Annotated in this window: 14 protein-coding genes; 8 read left to right on the forward strand and 6 right to left on the reverse strand. The window is 57.4% G+C overall.

What is annotated here, in order from left to right:
* Positions 1-477 precede the first annotated feature (477 nt).
* Genes H1204_RS25185 through H1204_RS25195 form a run of 3 tightly spaced genes read left to right on the forward strand, consistent with a single transcriptional unit; the run spans position 478 to position 2,502 of the window.
* Positions 478-1,107 (forward strand): toprim domain-containing protein, encoded by a 630-nt coding sequence (locus tag H1204_RS25185; protein WP_180731257.1) that lies wholly within the window; start codon positions 478-480, stop codon positions 1,105-1,107.
* Complete coding sequence (locus tag H1204_RS25190) at positions 1,104-1,673, forward strand: exonuclease (protein ID WP_180731258.1); 570 nt, start codon at positions 1,104-1,106, stop codon at positions 1,671-1,673. The genes H1204_RS25185 and H1204_RS25190 overlap by 4 nt, the downstream gene beginning before the upstream one ends.
* A gap of 22 nt (positions 1,674-1,695) precedes the next feature.
* Positions 1,696-2,502: a radical SAM protein gene (locus H1204_RS25195; RefSeq protein ID WP_180731259.1), complete on the forward strand. Its 807-nt coding sequence runs from the start codon at positions 1,696-1,698 to the stop codon at positions 2,500-2,502.
* A gap of 788 nt (positions 2,503-3,290) precedes the next feature.
* Here H1204_RS25195 and H1204_RS25200 read toward each other — a convergent pair.
* The gene (locus H1204_RS25200; protein ID WP_180731260.1) at positions 3,291-3,698 is read right to left on the reverse strand and encodes a hypothetical protein; all 408 of its coding nucleotides are present in this window, start codon (positions 3,696-3,698) and stop codon (positions 3,291-3,293) included.
* 1,111 nt (positions 3,699-4,809) lie between these two features.
* Between H1204_RS25200 and H1204_RS25205 the strand changes: the two genes are divergently transcribed.
* On the forward strand, positions 4,810-6,744 hold the full coding sequence (locus H1204_RS25205) for a HAMP domain-containing sensor histidine kinase (RefSeq protein ID WP_180731261.1): 1,935 nt from the start codon (positions 4,810-4,812) through the stop codon (positions 6,742-6,744).
* 383 nt (positions 6,745-7,127) lie between these two features.
* Positions 7,128-9,071: a HAMP domain-containing sensor histidine kinase gene (locus H1204_RS25210; RefSeq protein ID WP_180731262.1), complete on the forward strand. Its 1,944-nt coding sequence runs from the start codon at positions 7,128-7,130 to the stop codon at positions 9,069-9,071.
* 42 nt (positions 9,072-9,113) lie between these two features.
* On the opposite strand, the gene H1204_RS25215 is transcribed toward H1204_RS25210, so the two are convergent.
* The 3 genes from H1204_RS25215 to H1204_RS25225 form a co-directional block, all read right to left on the reverse strand.
* Positions 9,114-9,815 (reverse strand): response regulator transcription factor, encoded by a 702-nt coding sequence (locus H1204_RS25215; protein WP_180731263.1) that lies wholly within the window; start codon positions 9,813-9,815, stop codon positions 9,114-9,116.
* Positions 9,816-11,066: 1,251 nt separating this feature from the next.
* Positions 11,067-12,314 carry a hypothetical protein gene (locus H1204_RS25220; RefSeq protein ID WP_180731264.1) on the reverse strand — a complete coding sequence of 416 codons (1,248 nt, stop codon included), beginning with the start codon at positions 12,312-12,314 and terminating at the stop codon, positions 11,067-11,069.
* 630 nt (positions 12,315-12,944) lie between these two features.
* Complete coding sequence (locus tag H1204_RS25225; protein WP_180731265.1) at positions 12,945-13,103, reverse strand: hypothetical protein; 159 nt, start codon at positions 13,101-13,103, stop codon at positions 12,945-12,947.
* A gap of 266 nt (positions 13,104-13,369) precedes the next feature.
* Between H1204_RS25225 and H1204_RS25230 the strand changes: the two genes are divergently transcribed.
* The 3 genes from H1204_RS25230 to H1204_RS25240 all read left to right on the forward strand — a co-directional run bounded on the left by H1204_RS25230 (position 13,370) and on the right by H1204_RS25240 (position 16,295).
* Entirely contained in the window at positions 13,370-13,636 is a 267-nt protein-coding gene (locus tag H1204_RS25230; protein ID WP_180731266.1) for a hypothetical protein, read from the forward strand.
* A complete protein-coding gene (locus H1204_RS25235) occupies positions 13,599-14,549 on the forward strand; it encodes an acetamidase/formamidase family protein (RefSeq protein ID WP_180731267.1) in 951 nt (316 codons plus the stop codon). Before H1204_RS25230 ends, H1204_RS25235 begins: the two co-directional genes overlap by 38 nt.
* 747 nt (positions 14,550-15,296) lie before the next feature.
* Positions 15,297-16,295 (forward strand): GDSL-type esterase/lipase family protein, encoded by a 999-nt coding sequence (locus tag H1204_RS25240; protein WP_243468668.1) that lies wholly within the window; start codon positions 15,297-15,299, stop codon positions 16,293-16,295.
* Positions 16,296-16,436: 141 nt separating this feature from the next.
* On the opposite strand, the gene H1204_RS51520 is transcribed toward H1204_RS25240, so the two are convergent.
* Both H1204_RS51520 and H1204_RS25245 read right to left on the reverse strand, forming a co-directional pair.
* On the reverse strand, positions 16,437-16,841 hold the full coding sequence (locus H1204_RS51520; protein WP_243468669.1) for a hypothetical protein: 405 nt from the start codon (positions 16,839-16,841) through the stop codon (positions 16,437-16,439).
* Positions 16,842-17,381: 540 nt separating this feature from the next.
* Positions 17,382-18,173: a 5-oxoprolinase subunit PxpA gene (locus tag H1204_RS25245; protein ID WP_180731268.1), complete on the reverse strand. Its 792-nt coding sequence runs from the start codon at positions 18,171-18,173 to the stop codon at positions 17,382-17,384.
* Positions 18,174-18,200 lie beyond the last annotated feature (27 nt).

The raw sequence follows: 18,200 nt of genomic DNA on the forward strand, positions 1-18,200 counted from the left end.
ACGTCCACATGCGTAGCTTTGCCAGGGCCGATCAGCCTACGAATTTCGCCCTTTCCATCACGCGACGCCCGACTCAGGCGTTTGCCGTGAAAAGGCGCAGATTATCGCGGCAGCCTTAACGCGCGCAGCTATGAAACGGTTGCGTCAATGGATGGCGACTTAAAACAGGTCGCATTGCGTCGGGGATCTGTTCATGTGCGTACGTTGCTAAGTCAGGGGTCTTCATTGCGCTAGCGCTGTCGCGCAGGTTGTCGACTGAAATTTCGAGTGCGACGAACACAACGGCTGTTGCCTGGGCTGAAAGAGCGACGTCGGTTCGTCAGCCACTTTGTGCTCACGACGCGTTTGCCGGCGCACGGATAACCACGGCATTTAGACTAGACTGAGGTTTCAGACCTTAGCCGCTTGCAGTTCCTGTTTGGGAGCCGCGCGATGCATACTGCCATGGGTTGGTTTGGATGCAACGATCACCTGCAAATGCCGCGGTCCGGCGAGTTGCCGGACGAGCGCATTGCGCGCGCGATTTCCCTCGCTGGCACGCCCGGTCAAGCGTATGTCGAGCGTCGCGGCATCCCTCTCGATATCGCAGACGCCGCCGGGATGCGCTTCGATCCCGATTGGGACGGCCGGGCTGCCGTACTGGTCGGCCTGTATGACCATGACGGCGCACTGGCGTCGGTGCACGGCCGCTATCTCACCACCGTGCGTGGCCAGAACAAGATGCTGACGGTCGGCCGGAGCGGCGGGGTAGCCTGTGTCGGCGATGGCTGGCAGGCCAGACGCCTCATTCTGGTCGAGGGCATATTCGATGCTCTCTCGCTCGCAGTTTGCGGCTGGCCCGGTGTTGCCACCATCGGACGTTGGGCTCCCTGGTTGCCACAGATTTGCGCCCAGCGTGTCGTGTGGCTCGGTTTCGATGCGAACGCGCCCGGCGATCGCGCGGCGGAGCGCTACATGCAACTGCTGTCCGAGGCAACTGTGTATCGCCTGTTACCTCCCCCTCGATGTAAAGATTGGAACACCGCGCTAGCCAAATGCGGACCTGCCGCCGTGACACGCCGGCTTCGAGACCGAATAGCTGCCGTCGACGAAACGAGCATACGATGAGCGACAAACCCAAAACTGAGATCTATGTCAGCACGGACGTCGAGGTCGACGGGCCGATTCCAGGCCCGCATTCGATGCTCAGCTTCGCGTCCGCCGCGTATGGTGCAGACAAGGTACTGCACGGCACATTTTCCGCAACTCTCGAACTCCTGCCCGGCGCGAGCGGTCACCCCGACACGCTCGACTGGTGGCGCCAGCATCAGGAGGCCTGGCAGGCTGCGCGCACGAATCCACGGCCGCCACAGGCGGTTATGACCGACTATTTCGTATGGCTGGAGGGGCTGCCCGGGTTGCCCGTGTTCGTCGGCTATCCGGCGGCCTTTGACTTCATGTTCGTGTACTGGTATCTGATGCGCTTCGTGGGCCGCAGCCCTTTCAGCTTCTCTGCGCTCGACATAAAGACGATGGCGATGGTCCTTCTGCGCAAGGACTATCGTCGCAGCACGAAAAGCGCAATGCCCAGACGCTGGTTCGACGATCTGCCGCATAGCCATGTCGCTCTTGACGATGCACTCGAGCAAGGAGCATTGTTTTGCAACATGCTCAGCGAGAGCCGCAAACGCTGATTGCGGACAATTCTCCTCTACCATGAACCTGCACCTGCCGCTAATGGTCTGCTTCAGGGTCACGCGCTATTGCAATGCGCGTTGCGGCTTCTGCCTCGCGCCACCTGATGGCGCACATCCGCCCGCCGCGGTCCTCATGCAACGTCTGGATTGGCTGTCAAAACAGGGCGTTCGGGTTATCCATTTCTGCGGCGGCGAGCCAACCATTCACCCAGCCTTGCCGGAACTGCTGGCGTACGTTGCGTCGCGCGGCGGCGGCTCGCGACTTACAACGAACGGCATCGCCTTGTCGGAGCGCTTATTACCTGTCTTGCGCTCCGCAGGGACGCAGGTCAAGGTGAGTCTGCACGGCGACCGGGCACGTCATGACGCGCTTGTGGGGCGAGTTGCGTTCGATCTCGCAACCGAGCATCTCCGCTGTCTGCTTCGTGCCGGAATTCCCACGTCCGTTCAAACGACAATTGTCTCTGACGGCGATTGGGTCCTCGACTGGATGGCGGATTTTTGCCTTACCGAGGGCGTACGGCAACTTAGCATTCTTCCGTTCATTCCGCGTGGAAACGGATTTCGCACGCAAGGCGAATACGGACTGACGCTCACCCAGCGGACCGCCCTTCGCGAGCACGTCCGGCGTAAGCGGCGATCGCTCCAAGGTCGCCTGGACGTGCGCTGGCTTGATTTCTCGGCTCGACCGCTGCATGTGGTGGAGGCCGATGGGCGCGTCGTACTCGAGGGCGCAAGTGAGTCGATGGACACCTTGTTGTGCACGATTCCCGGGGAAACAGTAGCGAGGAAACGCTTTGCCATTCGGCCGAGTGTCACTAGCTGATCTCTCCGGCGTCGGGATCGCACAAGGTCTGCCTTCGATTTGCGAGGTTGACTCTTCAGCCTTTCACTGAACGCAGTCGAAATGCCGGTCTGATCTTGCAGATTTGGACAGGCGCCGAACAACCTTCAAGTCAACCGGGCAAAGCGGGTCGGACAGGCGATGGCCGAAGATTGGCCATAGTCGACATTGGCGGGCGATCCGGTCAGCGGCCTTAATGCGCGGCTAAAGCAGCCACCTCGCATGAATGCAAGCTATGACCGTTCCGCAAAGGCAGTGAACGTTAAGGGTTATTCGACGCCTGCCCACACGCGCCGCAGCACACTCGCAGCCATGTGAATGAGTGCAGGCGTCGAATAACCCTGAACCGTAGTACCCGCTGAGCTATGCCGCCACAAAGCTGCTGGCGCAGGGAAACGTTTTCGGATCGCAGCTTTCGGTGATGTGAGCCGAGCGGGTACAGTCATTTTACCGGTCGACGCCAGCCATGTGAGATGGGCCATCTCGACCACACATGAGACGACCGTGCAATGTGCGCAACGGCTCGGGCGTGCATCACTGCACGCGTCACTCACACGTGCGAATGCCAGGTGCACGCTTTGACGGCTAGGTGTAAGACGACTTCAATGCTCGTTCGCCTTGCTGACCTTGACAAAATGAGCGCTTGCCTGGATGGCGACTTCGCAACCCATGTCACATTTTGTCCCATCAAGGGCGGGAGCGCCGCCCGCTATATGCTGAGTGCTCGTGACACCGAACATCTCATTGCCGTTGTCAACAACGATGGTTTTTTACGCAAGCATGCTCCCATTGTGAATATCGAGTCGCAGTTCGCCAGTACAATCCGCATACACGGTGTACGTGAGCGTTTCGTTGTCCTGGAATGAATCGGACGGCGAGCCCGGCCTGACTGTGCCGTTGAGTATTCCATAGTCAATCTGTGTGCCGGCCCCGGCACCGTCAAATTTCGCAAGGGCAAGGCCGTCAACAAGATTGGGCGTGGCATACCGGTGGAGCACCTGACTCGGTGCGGTTCCGGTGAGGATGCCGAGCGCCTCTCCGTGAACTGTGACGCCGTATGGGCCTTTCAGGCTCGCAGTTGTGCATTCGTGGTTCTGCGCCTGGGCCACACCGCTCAGTGACAGCAATACAATCGCGACGGCCGCCGCTTCTTTCAAGAACCTGCTTGTCAGCTTCATCCCCTTTCTTTTGCCGATTCAGTCAAAAAATTCAATATTTAGTGACCACTGTCGGCGTTGCATTGGGGTTGATGACCGCAGGTAGCCGACCCCGAGCGATCCATTCTGCCGCTTGCACTGGTGCTCCCGGAAACACCGCCATACCCGGAGTTACTGCTAGCATTGGCCGATGCCGATTGCCCATCTTGTTGCCCGGATGCATCCTGAGCTTGGGCTACGCTCGCAAGCGAGAGAATGCCCAGGAGCGCTGCGGACACGAGAATTGTCGTCTTCATGGCTTAACTCCTTCATTACGAAATCAGCTTCAGTTAAGGCGGCCGCTTTGAAATAGGTAGAGGACGTAGCAGCCGACACGCGCGTCAGATTATTCGCTGCAAGGCGAATTCGTCCGCTGCCGTGACCCGGTTGCGGGGACGCTTTTCCTGGCTTTCTACCAGGTGGGGAAAGATACGGCGCGGTAATACCGCGCGTAGCGTCCGAGGTGCCAGGAGCACCTGAAAGACCGCCGGTGGGCTGGTAAGCCCGGTGCGCAATAGAGGGCGCACTGTTGCCGCCTGTGTACTCGTAACAGGCACGCGAGAAGAGAAGAATTTGAATTATCGCGCGGTGAATTACGTCCTCCTTGTGTCGAATTATGCTGCATTATTCCGCCGTGTAACCTTGTCAGTTGTAGTTAAATCGGTTATCCGATGTTCGGTATCAAATGTTCCTTAATAGGCGAACAAATGTTCGGTGTCGCTTTGCGACTATTCGTTACAGTTACTTCTTGAGAGTACGGGACACACACCGAGTAACGGATGCAGGTCGACGCGACACAAGCGCTGCGAGTGCCCAATGTCGCGATTGGCGAGCCGTGCTCGAGGCCAGGACAACTGCGAGTTGCTGGTACAGCGTGGCGCCGCGCACCGGCCGCACACTTACGCTCGATTGTCAGCTTAGACGGTCTTCCATCCAATGCCCGGCACAGCGGGCACAAATCTACCGCAGGGTTCCCCTACGTGGACCACACACTTTTGTTCGGCATGTAACAGAACACTTGTCCCATCGACGTGCTGGCGGACCGCTAGCACAATGGGGCTACGCTGAACGTGACACTCCGAGGAGGCCTTCTATGGCGTCCGGTACTCGAACTCGAAGTGATTCTGACGCGGACGAAAGGTCCGGGCGCAGAACATCACTGAGCGCAAGCGAAACGGCTCACAAAATCGAGCGCCGCAGATTCGTTGAATTTGTGAATCTTGTTCGGAGACCGGTTGCGGCACTCAGTGCCGGGCAGAATCTTCGCGTTAAACGCGAGTTATTGGAATCACTGTCGCGTCGAGCTCTATATTGGATGGCGTTGGTGTTGTTCGGAAGCGTGTTCGAGCTCGAATTTGGATATTGGATCAAGACATCGGATATTTATCTTTTGTTCCGTGTCGTCTGGATCTTCGGACTGTGGGGGATGGCCGCTCCCATGGCAATATATTTACTGAAAAATACCATGGCGCTTCCAAAGCACGCGGGCGTCAACGCGGTCGAGCAGATGCACTGGGCATGGGCTGCATTGGTCATACTGACATCGGTGTGGTGGGCGGCGGGTAGCTTTGGGTTAATCCCCGTCCAAGTCCAGGTTCATGGTATTGGTTCCGGCAGGATTGGCTTCTTAGAGCTGACACTGATCGGCGATACATTTACTGTTCTGCTGCTCGCACCTAGTCTTCGTGCAACTTTAGGTTCACTCGTGCTCGGCACTATCCCGTTCGGATTTAGCGTGGGAGAATTCCTGTTGATTAAACGGCCAGGAATATTTGACTGGTATATGGGTCAACTAATTGGCTATTGTCTGATCGCATGGTTTCTTTGTTACAACCAGAAGCGCGCACGTATAAAAGAGATTATTCTCGAGGAGGCGCGATCGCAGGCCGAAGCGGCAATGGCGGAGAAGAACCAATTTATCGCTGCGATAAGCCATGATTTGCGCCAGCCGCTCACAACGCTCGGCCTGAAGTTGAACTATATCGAGCGGAACATTGAATCAACCAGGCTGGCCGAAGACGTCTCGATTGCGCAAAGGCAAGTGGATGCGATGGAAGGGATGATTAACGGCACACTGGATATCTGCCGCCTCGAGTCCGGCACCTGGAGTGTAGAAATTCAGGAGGTGGTGCTGCCTTCCCTTTTGCACGGCATAGTCGTGGATATGCAGCCGCTGGCCCGGGCGAAGGGGCTGAAGTTAAGACTCCATAGCCGGCCCTATCTGACCCATACGGATCGTCATGCGTTGGACCGGATCATCCGAAATATGGTCACCAATGCCGTCCGTTACACGCCTTCCGAACAGGGAGGAAAGAAGGGGCATATTCTGGTGGGTTGCCAAAGGCGGGGCAACCTCGTCAAGATAAGCGTCTGGGACAACGGGATCGGTATCCCTGAAGATAAACAAGCGGATATCTTCAAAAGCTATGTACAGGTCGACAATCCCGAGAGGGATCGTGAAAAGGGATTCGGCCTGGGTCTGTCCATAGTTCAGGGTCTCGCGAACCTTCTTGGTCACAAACTGGACGTGGACTCGACACCAGGGCGGGGATCGCGTTTTTCGGTTACGGTCCCCTTCGCAGGACGCATACCGCCAGAGTTGCTCGAGGTTCAGACGGTTGAAAGCGGCGACCTGGACCTGACCAATATGGTAGTGGCGATCATCGAGGACAATAGCGACTTGAGAACCGAAATATCGATGCGCCTGATCGAGCATGGATGCTACGTCGTGGCGGGAGAATCATCATGCGACGTCATCGAGCAGCTGCGCATCGAGGCCTTGGCGAGTGGTCCGCACTTCATCCTTTCTGACTACCGGCTGAAAAACGAGGACGGTGTTGCCGCGATTGCGGCGGTCCGCGCTGCTACCGACGCCTCGGTCCCTGCGATCCTGTGGTCGGGGGACACCTCGTCAGCTGTGCTCAAAAAAGTGACCGTCAGTGGCATGAAGCTTTTGTCGAAACCGGTTTCGGAAAAGACCATCCTGACCTTGCTTGCAAAGCATAAGCCATCGACCGAGGGCGAGTGAAGTGATTGCGGTGGAACGTAAAGTGTGGTGTCACAGAGATCTTCACGGCAGTCCCTTCGCTGGGCCACTTCCACCGGCCAGCGTTTCCTGATTTTCCCTGGTGCCGGTATGCCGATGACGGATTGGTGCATTGCCACACCGAGCCGGAGGCGCAGACAGTCAAGACGACGCTTCAGACAGGGCTGGCGGCGTGCCATCTGGAAATGCATCCGGACTAGACCAGAATTGGCTACTGCAAGGGTGGAAGTCGCAGGAGCAGGGTTCCCCTACGTGGACCACACACTTTTGTTCGGCATGTAACAGAACACTTGTCCCATCGACGTGCTGGCGGACCGCTAGCACAATGGGGCTACGCTGAACGTGACACTCCGAGGAGGCCTTCTATGGCGTCTCGTACTCGAACACGACGTGATTCGGACGTGGGCGAAGAGCCCGGGGCCAGAACATCACTGAGCGCAAGCGAAACGGCTCACAAAATCGAGCGCCGCAGAGTCAGTGAATTTGTGAATCTTGTTCGGGGACCGGTTGCGGCACTCAGTACCGAGCAGAATCTCCTTGTCAAACGCGATTTATTGGAATCACTGTCGCGTCGAGCGGTATGTTGGATGGCGTTGGTGTTGTTCGTAAGCGTGTTCGTGTTCGAATTTGGATATTGGATCAAGACATCGGATATTTATCTTTTGTTCCGTGTCGTCTGGATCTTCGGACTGTGGGGGATGGCCGCTCCCATGGCAATATATTTACTGAAAAAGACCATGGCGCTTCCAAAGCACGCGGGCGTCAACGCGGTCGAGCAGATGCACTGGGCATGGGCTGCATTGGTCGTACTGACATCGGTGTGGTGGGCGGCCGGTAGCTTTGGGATAAAGCCACCCTTTTTCCCGGCCCACGGTGATTCTCATATTATTTTCCACAGGAATTTCTTCCTAAGGCTGACGCTGATCTGCCATGTATTTACTGTGCTGCTGCTCGCACCTAGTCTTCGTGCAACTTTAGGTTCACTCGTGCTCGGCACCATCCCATTCGGATTTAGCCTGGGAGAAATTCTGTTATTTAAACTGCCAGCTGTGCTTGAGTCGCTTACGGCTCAACTAATTGGCTATTGTCTCATCGCATGGTTTCTTTGTTACGATCAGAAGCACGCATGTGTAAAAGAGGTTATTCTCGAAGAGGCGCGATCGCGGGCCGAAGCGGCAAGGGCGGAGAAGAACCAACTTATCGCTGCGATAAGCCATGATTTGCGCCAGCCGCTCACAACGCTCGGCCTGAAGTTGAACTATATCGAGCGGAACATTGAATCAACCAGGCTGGCCGAAGACGTCTCGATTGCGCAAAGGCAAGTGGATGCGATGGAAGGGATGATTAACGGCACACTGGATATCTGCCGCCTCGAGTCCGGCACCTGGAGTGTAGAAATTCAGGAGGTGGTGCTGCCTTCCCTTTTGCACGGCATAGTCGTGGATATGCAGCCGCTGGCCCGGGCGAAGGGGCTGAAGTTAAGACTCCATAGCCGGCCCTATCTGACCCATACGGATCGTCATGCGTTGGACCGGATCATCCGAAATATGGTCACCAATGCCGTCCGTTACACGCCTTCCGAACAGGGAGGAAAGAAGGGGCATATTCTGGTGGGTTGCCAAAGGCGGGGCAACCTCGTCAAGATAAGCGTCTGGGACAACGGGATCGGTATCGCTGAAGATAAACAAGCGGATATCTTCAAAAGCTATGTACAGGTCGACAATCCCGAGAGGGATCGTGAAAAGGGATTCGGCCTGGGTCTGTCCATAGTTCAGGGTCTCGCGAACCTTCTTGGTCACAAACTGGACGTGGACTCGACACCAGGGCGGGGATCGCGTTTTTCGGTTACGGTCCCCTTCGCAGGACGCATACCGCCAGAGTTGCTCGAGGTTCAGACGGTTGAAAGCGGCGACCTGGACCTGACCAATATGGTAGTGGCGATCATCGAGGACAATAGCGACTTGAGAACCGAAATATCGATGCGCCTGATCGAGCATGGATGCTACGTCGTGGCGGGAGAATCATCATGCGACGTCATCGAGCAGTTGCGCATCGAGGCCTTGGCGACTGGTCCGCACTTCATCCTTTCTGACTACCGGCTGAAAAACGAGGATGGTGTTGCCGCGATTGCGGCGGTCCGCGCTGCTACCGACGCTTCGATCCCTGCGATCCTGTGGTCGGGGGACACCTCGTCAGCTGTGCTCAAAAAAGTGACCGTCAGTGGCATAAGGCTTTTGTCGAAACCGGTTTCGGAAAAGACCATCCTGACCTTGCTTGCAAAACATAAGCCATCGACCGAGGGCGAGTGAAGTGATGGCGGTGGAACGTAAAGTGTGGTGTCACAGAGATCTTCACGGCAGTCCCTTCGCTGGCCCACTTCCACCGGCCAGTTCGGCATTGACTTTAAGTGCAGCTTCAACGCGGTTTCTGACTTGAAGTTTGTCGTAAATAACACAGGAAACCTGTCTGACATGTCCCTCGGTGACGTTAAGCTCTCTTGCGATCTGTTTTCCTGAGAGGCCACCTGCAATGCAACGCGCCACGTCCCACTCTCGTGGAGAGAGTCCGAGGTGATGCTGATTCTGGATAGCTGAAGGTGCTTGTGTCGAGCAGGCAAAGCGCATCAGGACTTCTTCCGGAATCCAGAGTTCACCTCCTAAAATCCTGCTCAGTCCAATGAACATTTTTTTGTACGCGCCTCCTTTCAAAATGATTCCCCGAGCAGCGTAGTCACGCATGCACATTCGCAAAATTTCAACTTCATCATCGTTTCCAGGAGCGAGTCCCGTGCAGATGACCACGGGAACATTGGATGGATTGCCGGACTGGAAATGCTCAAGTGTCGTGGCGCCACGGTTCTCACCATCCAGATTGAGATCCAGGAATACGAGGTCTGGAGGAGGTGCCTTGCTTATTTCTTCAAGCGCGCTGGCAAGTGTGAATACGGGTGTGACTTCGATTGGGGCTACGCTCAACTCCGATGCGTGTGTCTGGACATATTCGGAAAGAGCAACGCAAAGAATTTCGTGATCGTCGACCCATAGGATTTTCATGGCTGCTTCTCCTCTTTATACCTCAGAGAAAAACAATCGATCGCGCGCGACGTTTGTGTGCAGCACCGCTTGATAGCTAACTTGAACACTGGCATTCTCCGACCGTCGAAATTCGTGGCACAAGCGTCGCGGTATTCGCGTGCCTCAGACGTCGGGTCGGCGGGGTCGAGGCAGTTTTGGCCGTTTGGCGCTGCCCTCGCATGCAGGTGGGACACGCGGGAATTCATTGACACAGCTTTACTTCCGCGGCATACGCGATGAGGCCCGGGGAAACGTCGCCCAGCAGATTGGCGTGCTGTAGCCGCCTTAGCATCCTTGCAGTGCACGCCCAGGCATGGAACGCCGCAAGGTAAGTTAATGTGGCGCGCTCTCAGGCAGCGCCGCAGCAGCGTCGACAGCATCGCACGATCGCGCAAACCTTTCAGAGTCGTCATCGCCTGCTTCGCCTCGTTGAGGGTCGGATTTTTGCTATACACGACCAAATGAGCGGGCGTCCGGTGCCACATATTGAACAGAATACCTCGCGTCCGGGAAGGGAGGAACATCCGAGAATGAACTTTACGGCTGAATGCGCGACCGAATACGGCAGCGAGAACGCAATTGCTAGTGACACACATTCAACCAACGATAGCCGCGAGGCAACCGTTACAACCCGAATACGTGAACGTCGGCATCCCGAAGCCGTCATCGATGTCTGAGTCCGCCCGACCGATACGGGTCGGGAGTGTGACTTCGATGAGGCAGTAGGCTGCCGTCAGGCTGCTCGATGGCGCCACCGTCAGCAATCCCGCAAATTGCTGATGTACAACCCAGCCCGGCCGAATGTCGGACAGAGGACCTGCCGGATCGAGCCTGTATCTTAATGGCCCGTACCGGAGCATGGCCGACGTTCGAATGTCAATCTGAGAGCGTCGGCGGACGGCCGAAATTGGCCGAGAGCACCAGTTCAATGAAGGTGCTGTAGGGCAGCCGTTGAAATCTTCAGCGGCCGCTTTCGGGCGACTTCCGTGAATGAGTACAGTCGGCCACAAGCGGCCGCTGACCAACATACTCGCGCGGATATTCGGATGACCGAACTACATCAGACAACGGACCCTCGCGTCGCGGTCCCGCTTCTTGAGCACCCGGCCTTATGCGGCATTGACGGAACCATTACCCCTCGGCAAAGGCTACAAAGCCAGCAGGCCCACCCAGTCTAACTGTGCGTACTGAACTACGTAAGCATGCACGGCTTGAGGGGTCCAGGCCGATCTAAACCCGATGCCAGTAAACCACGAATTCCGCGTACATCTGATCGGCCTGTTTCAGCATGAACTCATTGCTGCCAAAGAAGGTCCAGCTCTTGGTGAAGCCAGTCTCCTGCCCGATCACCGAATGTTTGCCCGCCTTGATCGTGGAGGTGTCTTGTGTGCGGTGGCTGTCATGCGTGCGGGCCTTCGTAGGAATTCCCAGTAGACATCGCGCGAGAATCAGCATCCGGTCCACCGGTTTATCGTCCTGGTCGGTGCAATCGCATTTCAACGCATTGCAGATTGGGCAGCCAGTATAGGTCTGCACCTTCGCAAACGAGTCGCCGAAATAGGTACCTTGCCCCAGCGCGCCGTACTTCCTGACGTTCCCCGATGGTGTTCCCTTGTTGAAGTCAGGATCGAATCCTTTATCGACTATGATCTTGATGACGTTGGGCAGCGTTCCGTGCATCAACAGCACCTCTCCGATGCTGCGGTCAAGCACGGGCAGCCGTTCGGTCGATGAAGCGCTGATCCCTTCGTCTGACTGCGTGGTAAATTTGACCGCGCTACGTCCGAATACCTTGCCGCCGGTCGTGAGCGCCCGAGGCGGGGTTATGTAGCTGCCCATCCTGAGTTCTACCGCTTCGGCGTTGACCTTGTCGTAGATGTCCTGTGTTTTGGCGATGTCGTCCCTGATGCGCACCGCCGCCGCCTCGTATTGATTCCACAGTGCCTGATGGCGGATCACCCGGATCTTGGTAATCTCGACGTTGCCGGATTTTGGTGGCGCCTGCTTACTCTGTGAGATGCCGTACTTCGTGTAATACGTGCCATAGTTGGCCTTGATGAATGAGGGGTCTTCTCGCAGCGTATTCAGGTTGGTTCTGAGCACAAGCTTTTCATTGTCCGACAGAGCGGGTTTTTGGATCAGCTCGTCGATCTTGTTCTGGGCCCGAACCATGCGTGTGCGCTCCCCCTGTGGCGGTGCGAGGGTCCGCGCAGCGGCGTTGGCGCACAGATACTCAGCGATCCGGCGGAACAGGTCGCTGCCGGGATCGAGGAACGCCGTGTCATACGACCCTCGATCAGCGACCGCCGCTATCAATTCCACTTCTGACAGGGGCTTCGCACGACGGTGCTTGGTGCCGTTCTTGATCTTTCGCGATCCGCTGTCATCCTTGCGTTCCGAGGTCGCAACGACCGTGGGTTGTTGCTGGTCCCAGCCGTTCGTCCATTTCAGGTGTTGCCAATAGTCAGGTACGCTCATGGTGGGGGAAATAGTAAAGTGTTGAATCAGCCGATCAAGGTTCTGTCCTCTTCCTCGGCTCTCAGCGTGAAGTCTCGTTCCGGTTCTCAAATGAGTTTTTACTCATCGTGCACTCACGCGATTGCGCTTTCGATACGGGACGCCGAGCTGAGCCGATTATTATTTTTCTTTCGGTTGGTACTTTGTCGCTCCATTGCGCGAGGAGAGAACGAGATTCTCTACATTTCTTTTTGTTTTTCGGCGCACCTGGAATTGCGCAGGATGCCGCGTCAGACGTCAACCTTTCCCTGCTCCCATCGCTTGTAAGACGTTCTCATTCGTCTGTTCTTCATACTAGCGATAAGCGTATGTCCTGCCGCCGCGATTGACAAGGTCAACAACGATCGACAGTCGACGTGCATGCTGCGCAGGGCTCCATGAGAAACCTCCGGCCTGTGCGCCCATTCGCGCATCGGCCACCGTGCCCTCGATGACCCGCACCTGCATGCCGTTGCGCTGGTGTCGCCGGTCGGTGTCGCTAGCATACACGGTACTCAGGTACGAACCGTCTACCAGCGGCACCTCGCACCGCAGTCGCACATTCGACTTCACCCGCCACGGCAGCTTCGCTCCCGTGACCACCGCGTCGCGTCACATGTCATACCCATAGAACAGGCGATCCGCCAGCACCAACATCTCGCTCGAGAACGCCGGAAACAGCTGCCGGGTGAGCGCCTGTTCGCTGTTCTCGCGCACTCCGCCCATCTGGATCTCACCCAGCGCGTGCGTCGCACATTCGGCCAGCGCCACAAAGCGGATCTGCGGATACGCGCCTTTGCAGATTCCGAAGGAACGATCGAATGGCCGATACAGTTTTTAAAGCTGCCGCCGGCGCGCCGTACCGGCGAACGTCGGTTGTGGGTCGAGAGTACGCATCCGCTGGTAGTGAACGCGACACTCAGGGATGCCGAGATCCGAATGGCAGCAAAGGGACCTGATGCTGCCTCACGAATGGCGACACCTGAATGTCGGCATTGGCCGAAATCCTCACATAGGACATCCTGCAGGTTTCGGACATGAACCAGCCGATTGAAGGGCGGTTCTGTGGAATGGGCGAGCAAAGACAACTTGCCACGCCAGAACCTCATGCGGTCAGAATTGCGCACGCCCTGTTTGACCCATCAATTCTTGATGAGACGAATTTCGCAGCCTCGGCGGCCAAAACGTGGGCAAACGAACAGACTCATGATCGGTGTTCGTGGTTGCATAAAACGTTCTGCAGCCGGCATCCGGGGGAAGCGAGCAATGAACGAAAAACCCTGTACGCGCCACACCATTCATGAGCATCAGAACCATCTTGGCTGGGACAACTCGCTAAGTCCGGTACTGACCGTCGCGCCACACGAAACCGTCGAGTTCTTTCCGGTGGATGCATCCGGCGGACAACTTACTGCGAACTCGAGCGTCGCCGACATTCCACGGTTGGACTTTGCAAGGGTGAACCCGGTCGTCGGCCCGGTGTATATCGATGGCGCGGAGCCGGGCGACGCCGTCAAGGTGACACTGTTATCGTTCGCTCCTTCGGGCTGGGGTTGGACGGCGAACATTCCCGGTTTTGGCCTGCTGGCAGATCAGTTCCCCGAGCCCGCGCTACATATCTGGAAATACGAGCCGGACCTTAGTGTCCCGGCGATGTTCGGACCAGGGGGCCGGGTTCCGTTGAAGCCATTCTGCGGCACCATTGGCCTCGCCCCAGGCGAAGCGGGTGTGCATAGTGTGATTCCACCCCGCCGTGTCGGTGGCAACATGGATATCCGCGACATTTGTGCCGGCACGGAACTCTACCTTCCCGTCGAAGTGAAGGGCGCGCTGTTCTCTGTCGGCGATACGCATGCCGCGCAGGGGGACGGCGAGGTGTGCGGAACGGCAATCGAAAGTCCTGTGTCTCTGGCGGCAGAGTTCGAGTTGATCAAAGGGGCGAACCTCCCGTTTCCCCGATTTACCACGCCGGGCCCCGTAAGTCGTCACCTGGACGCAATCGGCTACGAGGTCACCACGGGCATTGGTCCGGATTTAATGGACGGAGCTCGGGCCGCAGTGTCAGGGATGATCGACCTGCTGATGAAACAACACCATATCAGCGCAATCGATGCTTACCTGCTCTGTAGTGTTTGTGCCGACTTGCGCATCAACGAGATCGTCGACCAGCCTAACCGGATCGTTTCGCTCTACTTCCCGCGCATCGTATTCGAGTGAGATCATTAACGCGGTCGCGCGGTTCACCAGCGTTATTCGATCGTGCATCGGCAATGGAGACACGGGTACACTCCCGCCGAAGACATTCGACTGCATTCGAGAAGGAACATTCAAGGGACCGCGCTTTCGATATATGCGATGGTCGCTGGTGGTCGACTGTACGCATCCTCCCCACACTGAAAATTGACGGTGTAATTATCTGCCCCAGGCCGGCAACAGTTCTGGGGCGGCATAGCTCAAAGGGTGAAACCGTCCAGTTGTAGCCGCTTGTCTATTCAACGAGGCCGTCATCCGGATGGCCAGTTCGTTCGGGAACTTACCCCATAACGACGAGCAAAGTTCGGCCTTTGCTGACATTCAAGTGTTACCGTTCGTAAGGCAGCTTGAGCTAGCGTTTCTGCCATTCGGATATCCGCAACTGCGAACGTCACAATTGAAAGTGGATGCGTACTCTCGACCCCGAAAGAGTCGTTAGGCTAGCTACCGCGAACGTCCGCTATAAGTTCTTGTAAGTTCCAGCGCCGCAGCCGGGTAAGATTGCATGCTCTCACATGCAATCAATCACATGATGATCGACCAGGGTACCTTGATTACTACGCTCATTAGCCACGAGTTCTTGCGTGGCGCCCTCGAACTCGAGCAAACCGGACGGGGGTGATGCCGCACCGGCTGCCAGCTCGAGCGCGCGCTCAATGCACGGACCCGCAGTTGGCGATGGCCGAGTCGCAGCCCTCAGGAGTACGACTGGTGTTCCGCACCCATGCGACGGACATTGAGATCGATGCCCTGCCGACACGGTACGCATATGCGGGTGTCCCGCCGCGGCCGGCCGGTGTCTATGACCTGCTGGTCGACGGCCGCCTCGTTCAGCAAAGCAGTGCGGCTGGAGGCGACACCGTGACGATCGACATGGCCAGCGGCACCGTTTCGAAGCAGTCAGGGTCGCCGGCCACCCTACGGTTCACCGGCCTGCCCGGCCATGACAAGAAAGTCGAGATCTGGCTGCCGCATAACGAAATCACGGAGCTTGTCGCGCTGCGCGCCAACGCCCACGTCGAGCCCATGGCCGACGAGGGTCGACACGTCTGGCTGCATCACGGCAGCTCCATCAGTCATGGCTCCAACGGAGATAGCCCGACTTCGATCTGGCCCGCGCTTGCCGCTTCCCTCGGAGACGTGGAGCTGATCAATCTTGGATTCGGCGGCAGCGCGCTACTCGACCCCTTCACCGCCCGAACGATGCGCGACACGCCTGCCGACGTGATCAGCCTTAAGATCGGCATCAACCTCGTCAATACGGATCTGATGCGGCTGCGCGCTTTTACGCCAGCGGTTCACGGTTTTCTCGACACTATCCGGGAAGGTCACCCAGGCGCGCCGTTGCTGGTCATCTCGCCGCTCTATTGCCCGATTCACGAGGATACGCCGGGTCCTGGAGCGTTCGATATGAATGCGCTGGCGGCAGGGAAGGTTTCGTTTCGGGCGACGGGTGATCCGGCCGAACGCAAGGCCGGAAAGCTGACGCTTACCGTCATCCGGGATGAGTTGCGACGCATTGTGCAGCAGCGGGCGGCGAACGACCCACATCTACGCTACCTCGACGGACTTGAACTCTACGGTCAACAGGATTTCGCCGATCTGCCTCTGCCCGATCAACTGCACCCGGATGGGCCTGCACACCGTCGCATTGGCGAACGGTTCGCCAAGCTGGCGTTTGGCGGTGGAGGCCTTCTCTCTGTTGAGTGATCAACACGGTGAGGTTCGGAAAGGCGCTGCGATCGGACAATCAAGCGATACGGTTGATTGTCCCTTTCTGGCCCGGGTGCTGCCTCATGTAATTGGCAGGTGCAGCCATGAACCTCGCCAGGTTGCGGTCGGCAACACCCGTTAATGGTCGCCCCTTTCTCCCTCATTCTCATGGTCATGGTGCCAGTCGCCTCGCTGACCGTCGCGATGGTCGTGGTCCCAGTCACCCCGAGGGCCACCGCGATAGTCGCGCGCATCATGCCATTCCCGTTCACCTCGATGACGCTCCTCCCATTCTCGGCGTTCCCAGTAACGATGCCCGTCATAGTATCTTTCGCCGTACCAGCCGGGACTCACAACTACAGCGGCAGGTGGCTCGACGTACACCGGCGGAGGCGGAGCGTAGACTGGCTCGGGCGCATACACGATACCGGGGCTGCCGATGTTGACACCAACATCAACATGAGCGAAGGCGACAGATGATGTGCCTATGCCGAGACAGGCCATCAGCGTCGTTGCGAACCGGCGACGGTGTGTGATGCTCATGATTTGCTTTCTCTGATATGTGTGGTTGGAGCGTATTACGCAAGCTTGTCTACTGCGGTTAATAACGGTCGTGGTAATAGCCGTGATAGCCACCTGCAGGCACAACAATGCAACCGCTCAACGCGCTTCCAAGACATACAGCCATCAGCATCAATGCAACGATTCTTTTCATAACGTGCCTCACTTGTCAGTTGTGAACGCACTATATTGAATGGGCACATTACCGGTGTTTTTGTGTGTAACGAGACGTGTCGCATGAAACATCTTCGATCGGCAGCACGATGCCTTCCGTGCAACCAGTTGTGAACCGCCCCAGGATTTGCGGCGGCTGGTCGGTTTTAGTCAGACCGTGGCGACCTGCTCGGTAAGCTGCCGATAACACGTTGCCTCGGCTTCGGCTTCGGCCGGCGGCACGTCTGCGATGGCGCCTGGAAGTCGGTGATAGATGGGCCTGCACTGACACAAGATGCTGGTCGTGCACCGCCACATGTACCACGCGTTTTGAGCCGCAGCGGAACTGAGCCCGGCTCTGAGGGGTGCCTACGATGATTTCGCTGCCGACTCCAGGTTCATTTCGGGTAGCGTGACGATGTCGATGCCCTCGGCCGTGAGGGCGTCCCGGACGGCTCTGACCAGGCCCATGGCGGTCCCTTCGTCACCGTGCGTGCAGAACGAGTGGATCGGGGTGGGGATACGCTTGCCGCTTCGGGTAATGATCGCCTGCTCCCTGATGAACGAGAGCACCTGTTTGACGGCTACGTTCGCGTCGTGAATCACCGCGTCAGGCTCTGTTCTCGACGTCATCAACCCACTGTCGTCATATCGCCGGTCTACGTACGCCTCATGTGCAACGCGCAACCCGAGTTCCTGTCCCGCAATCACCATCTCGGAGCATGCATTCGCGACGAAGATCAAGTCGGAATCGGCGGCTTTTATTCCCCTTGCAATGGCCATCGCGTAGTCGCGCCGCATGTGCGCCATGTTATTCAAGGCGCCGTGCGGCTTCACGTGCGTCACACTCGCACCGGCAGCGCGGGCGATGGCCTGCAGTGCACCTATCTGGTACGTGATCATGTACTGCAGGTCTTCGGGGTTCATTTGAATCTGGCGGCGGCCAAAGCCCCACAAATCGTTGAAGCCCGGATGGGCGCCAATCGAAACGCCATTTTCCTTGGCAAGCGAAACGGCCTCTGTCATGACGGTCGGGTCGCCGGCATGGAAGCCACACGCGATATTCGCGGACCGGATGACCTGCATGATCCCGCTATCGTCCCCGATCCGGTAGCGCCCAAAACTCTCGCCGAGATCGGCATTCAGGTTGATCGCTGGCATCTCGCTGCTCCCTGGATTTGCGCTCCG

Origin of the sequence: Paraburkholderia sp. PGU19 (assembly GCF_013426915.1) — a bacterium.
GTDB lineage: Bacteria > Pseudomonadota > Gammaproteobacteria > Burkholderiales > Burkholderiaceae > Paraburkholderia.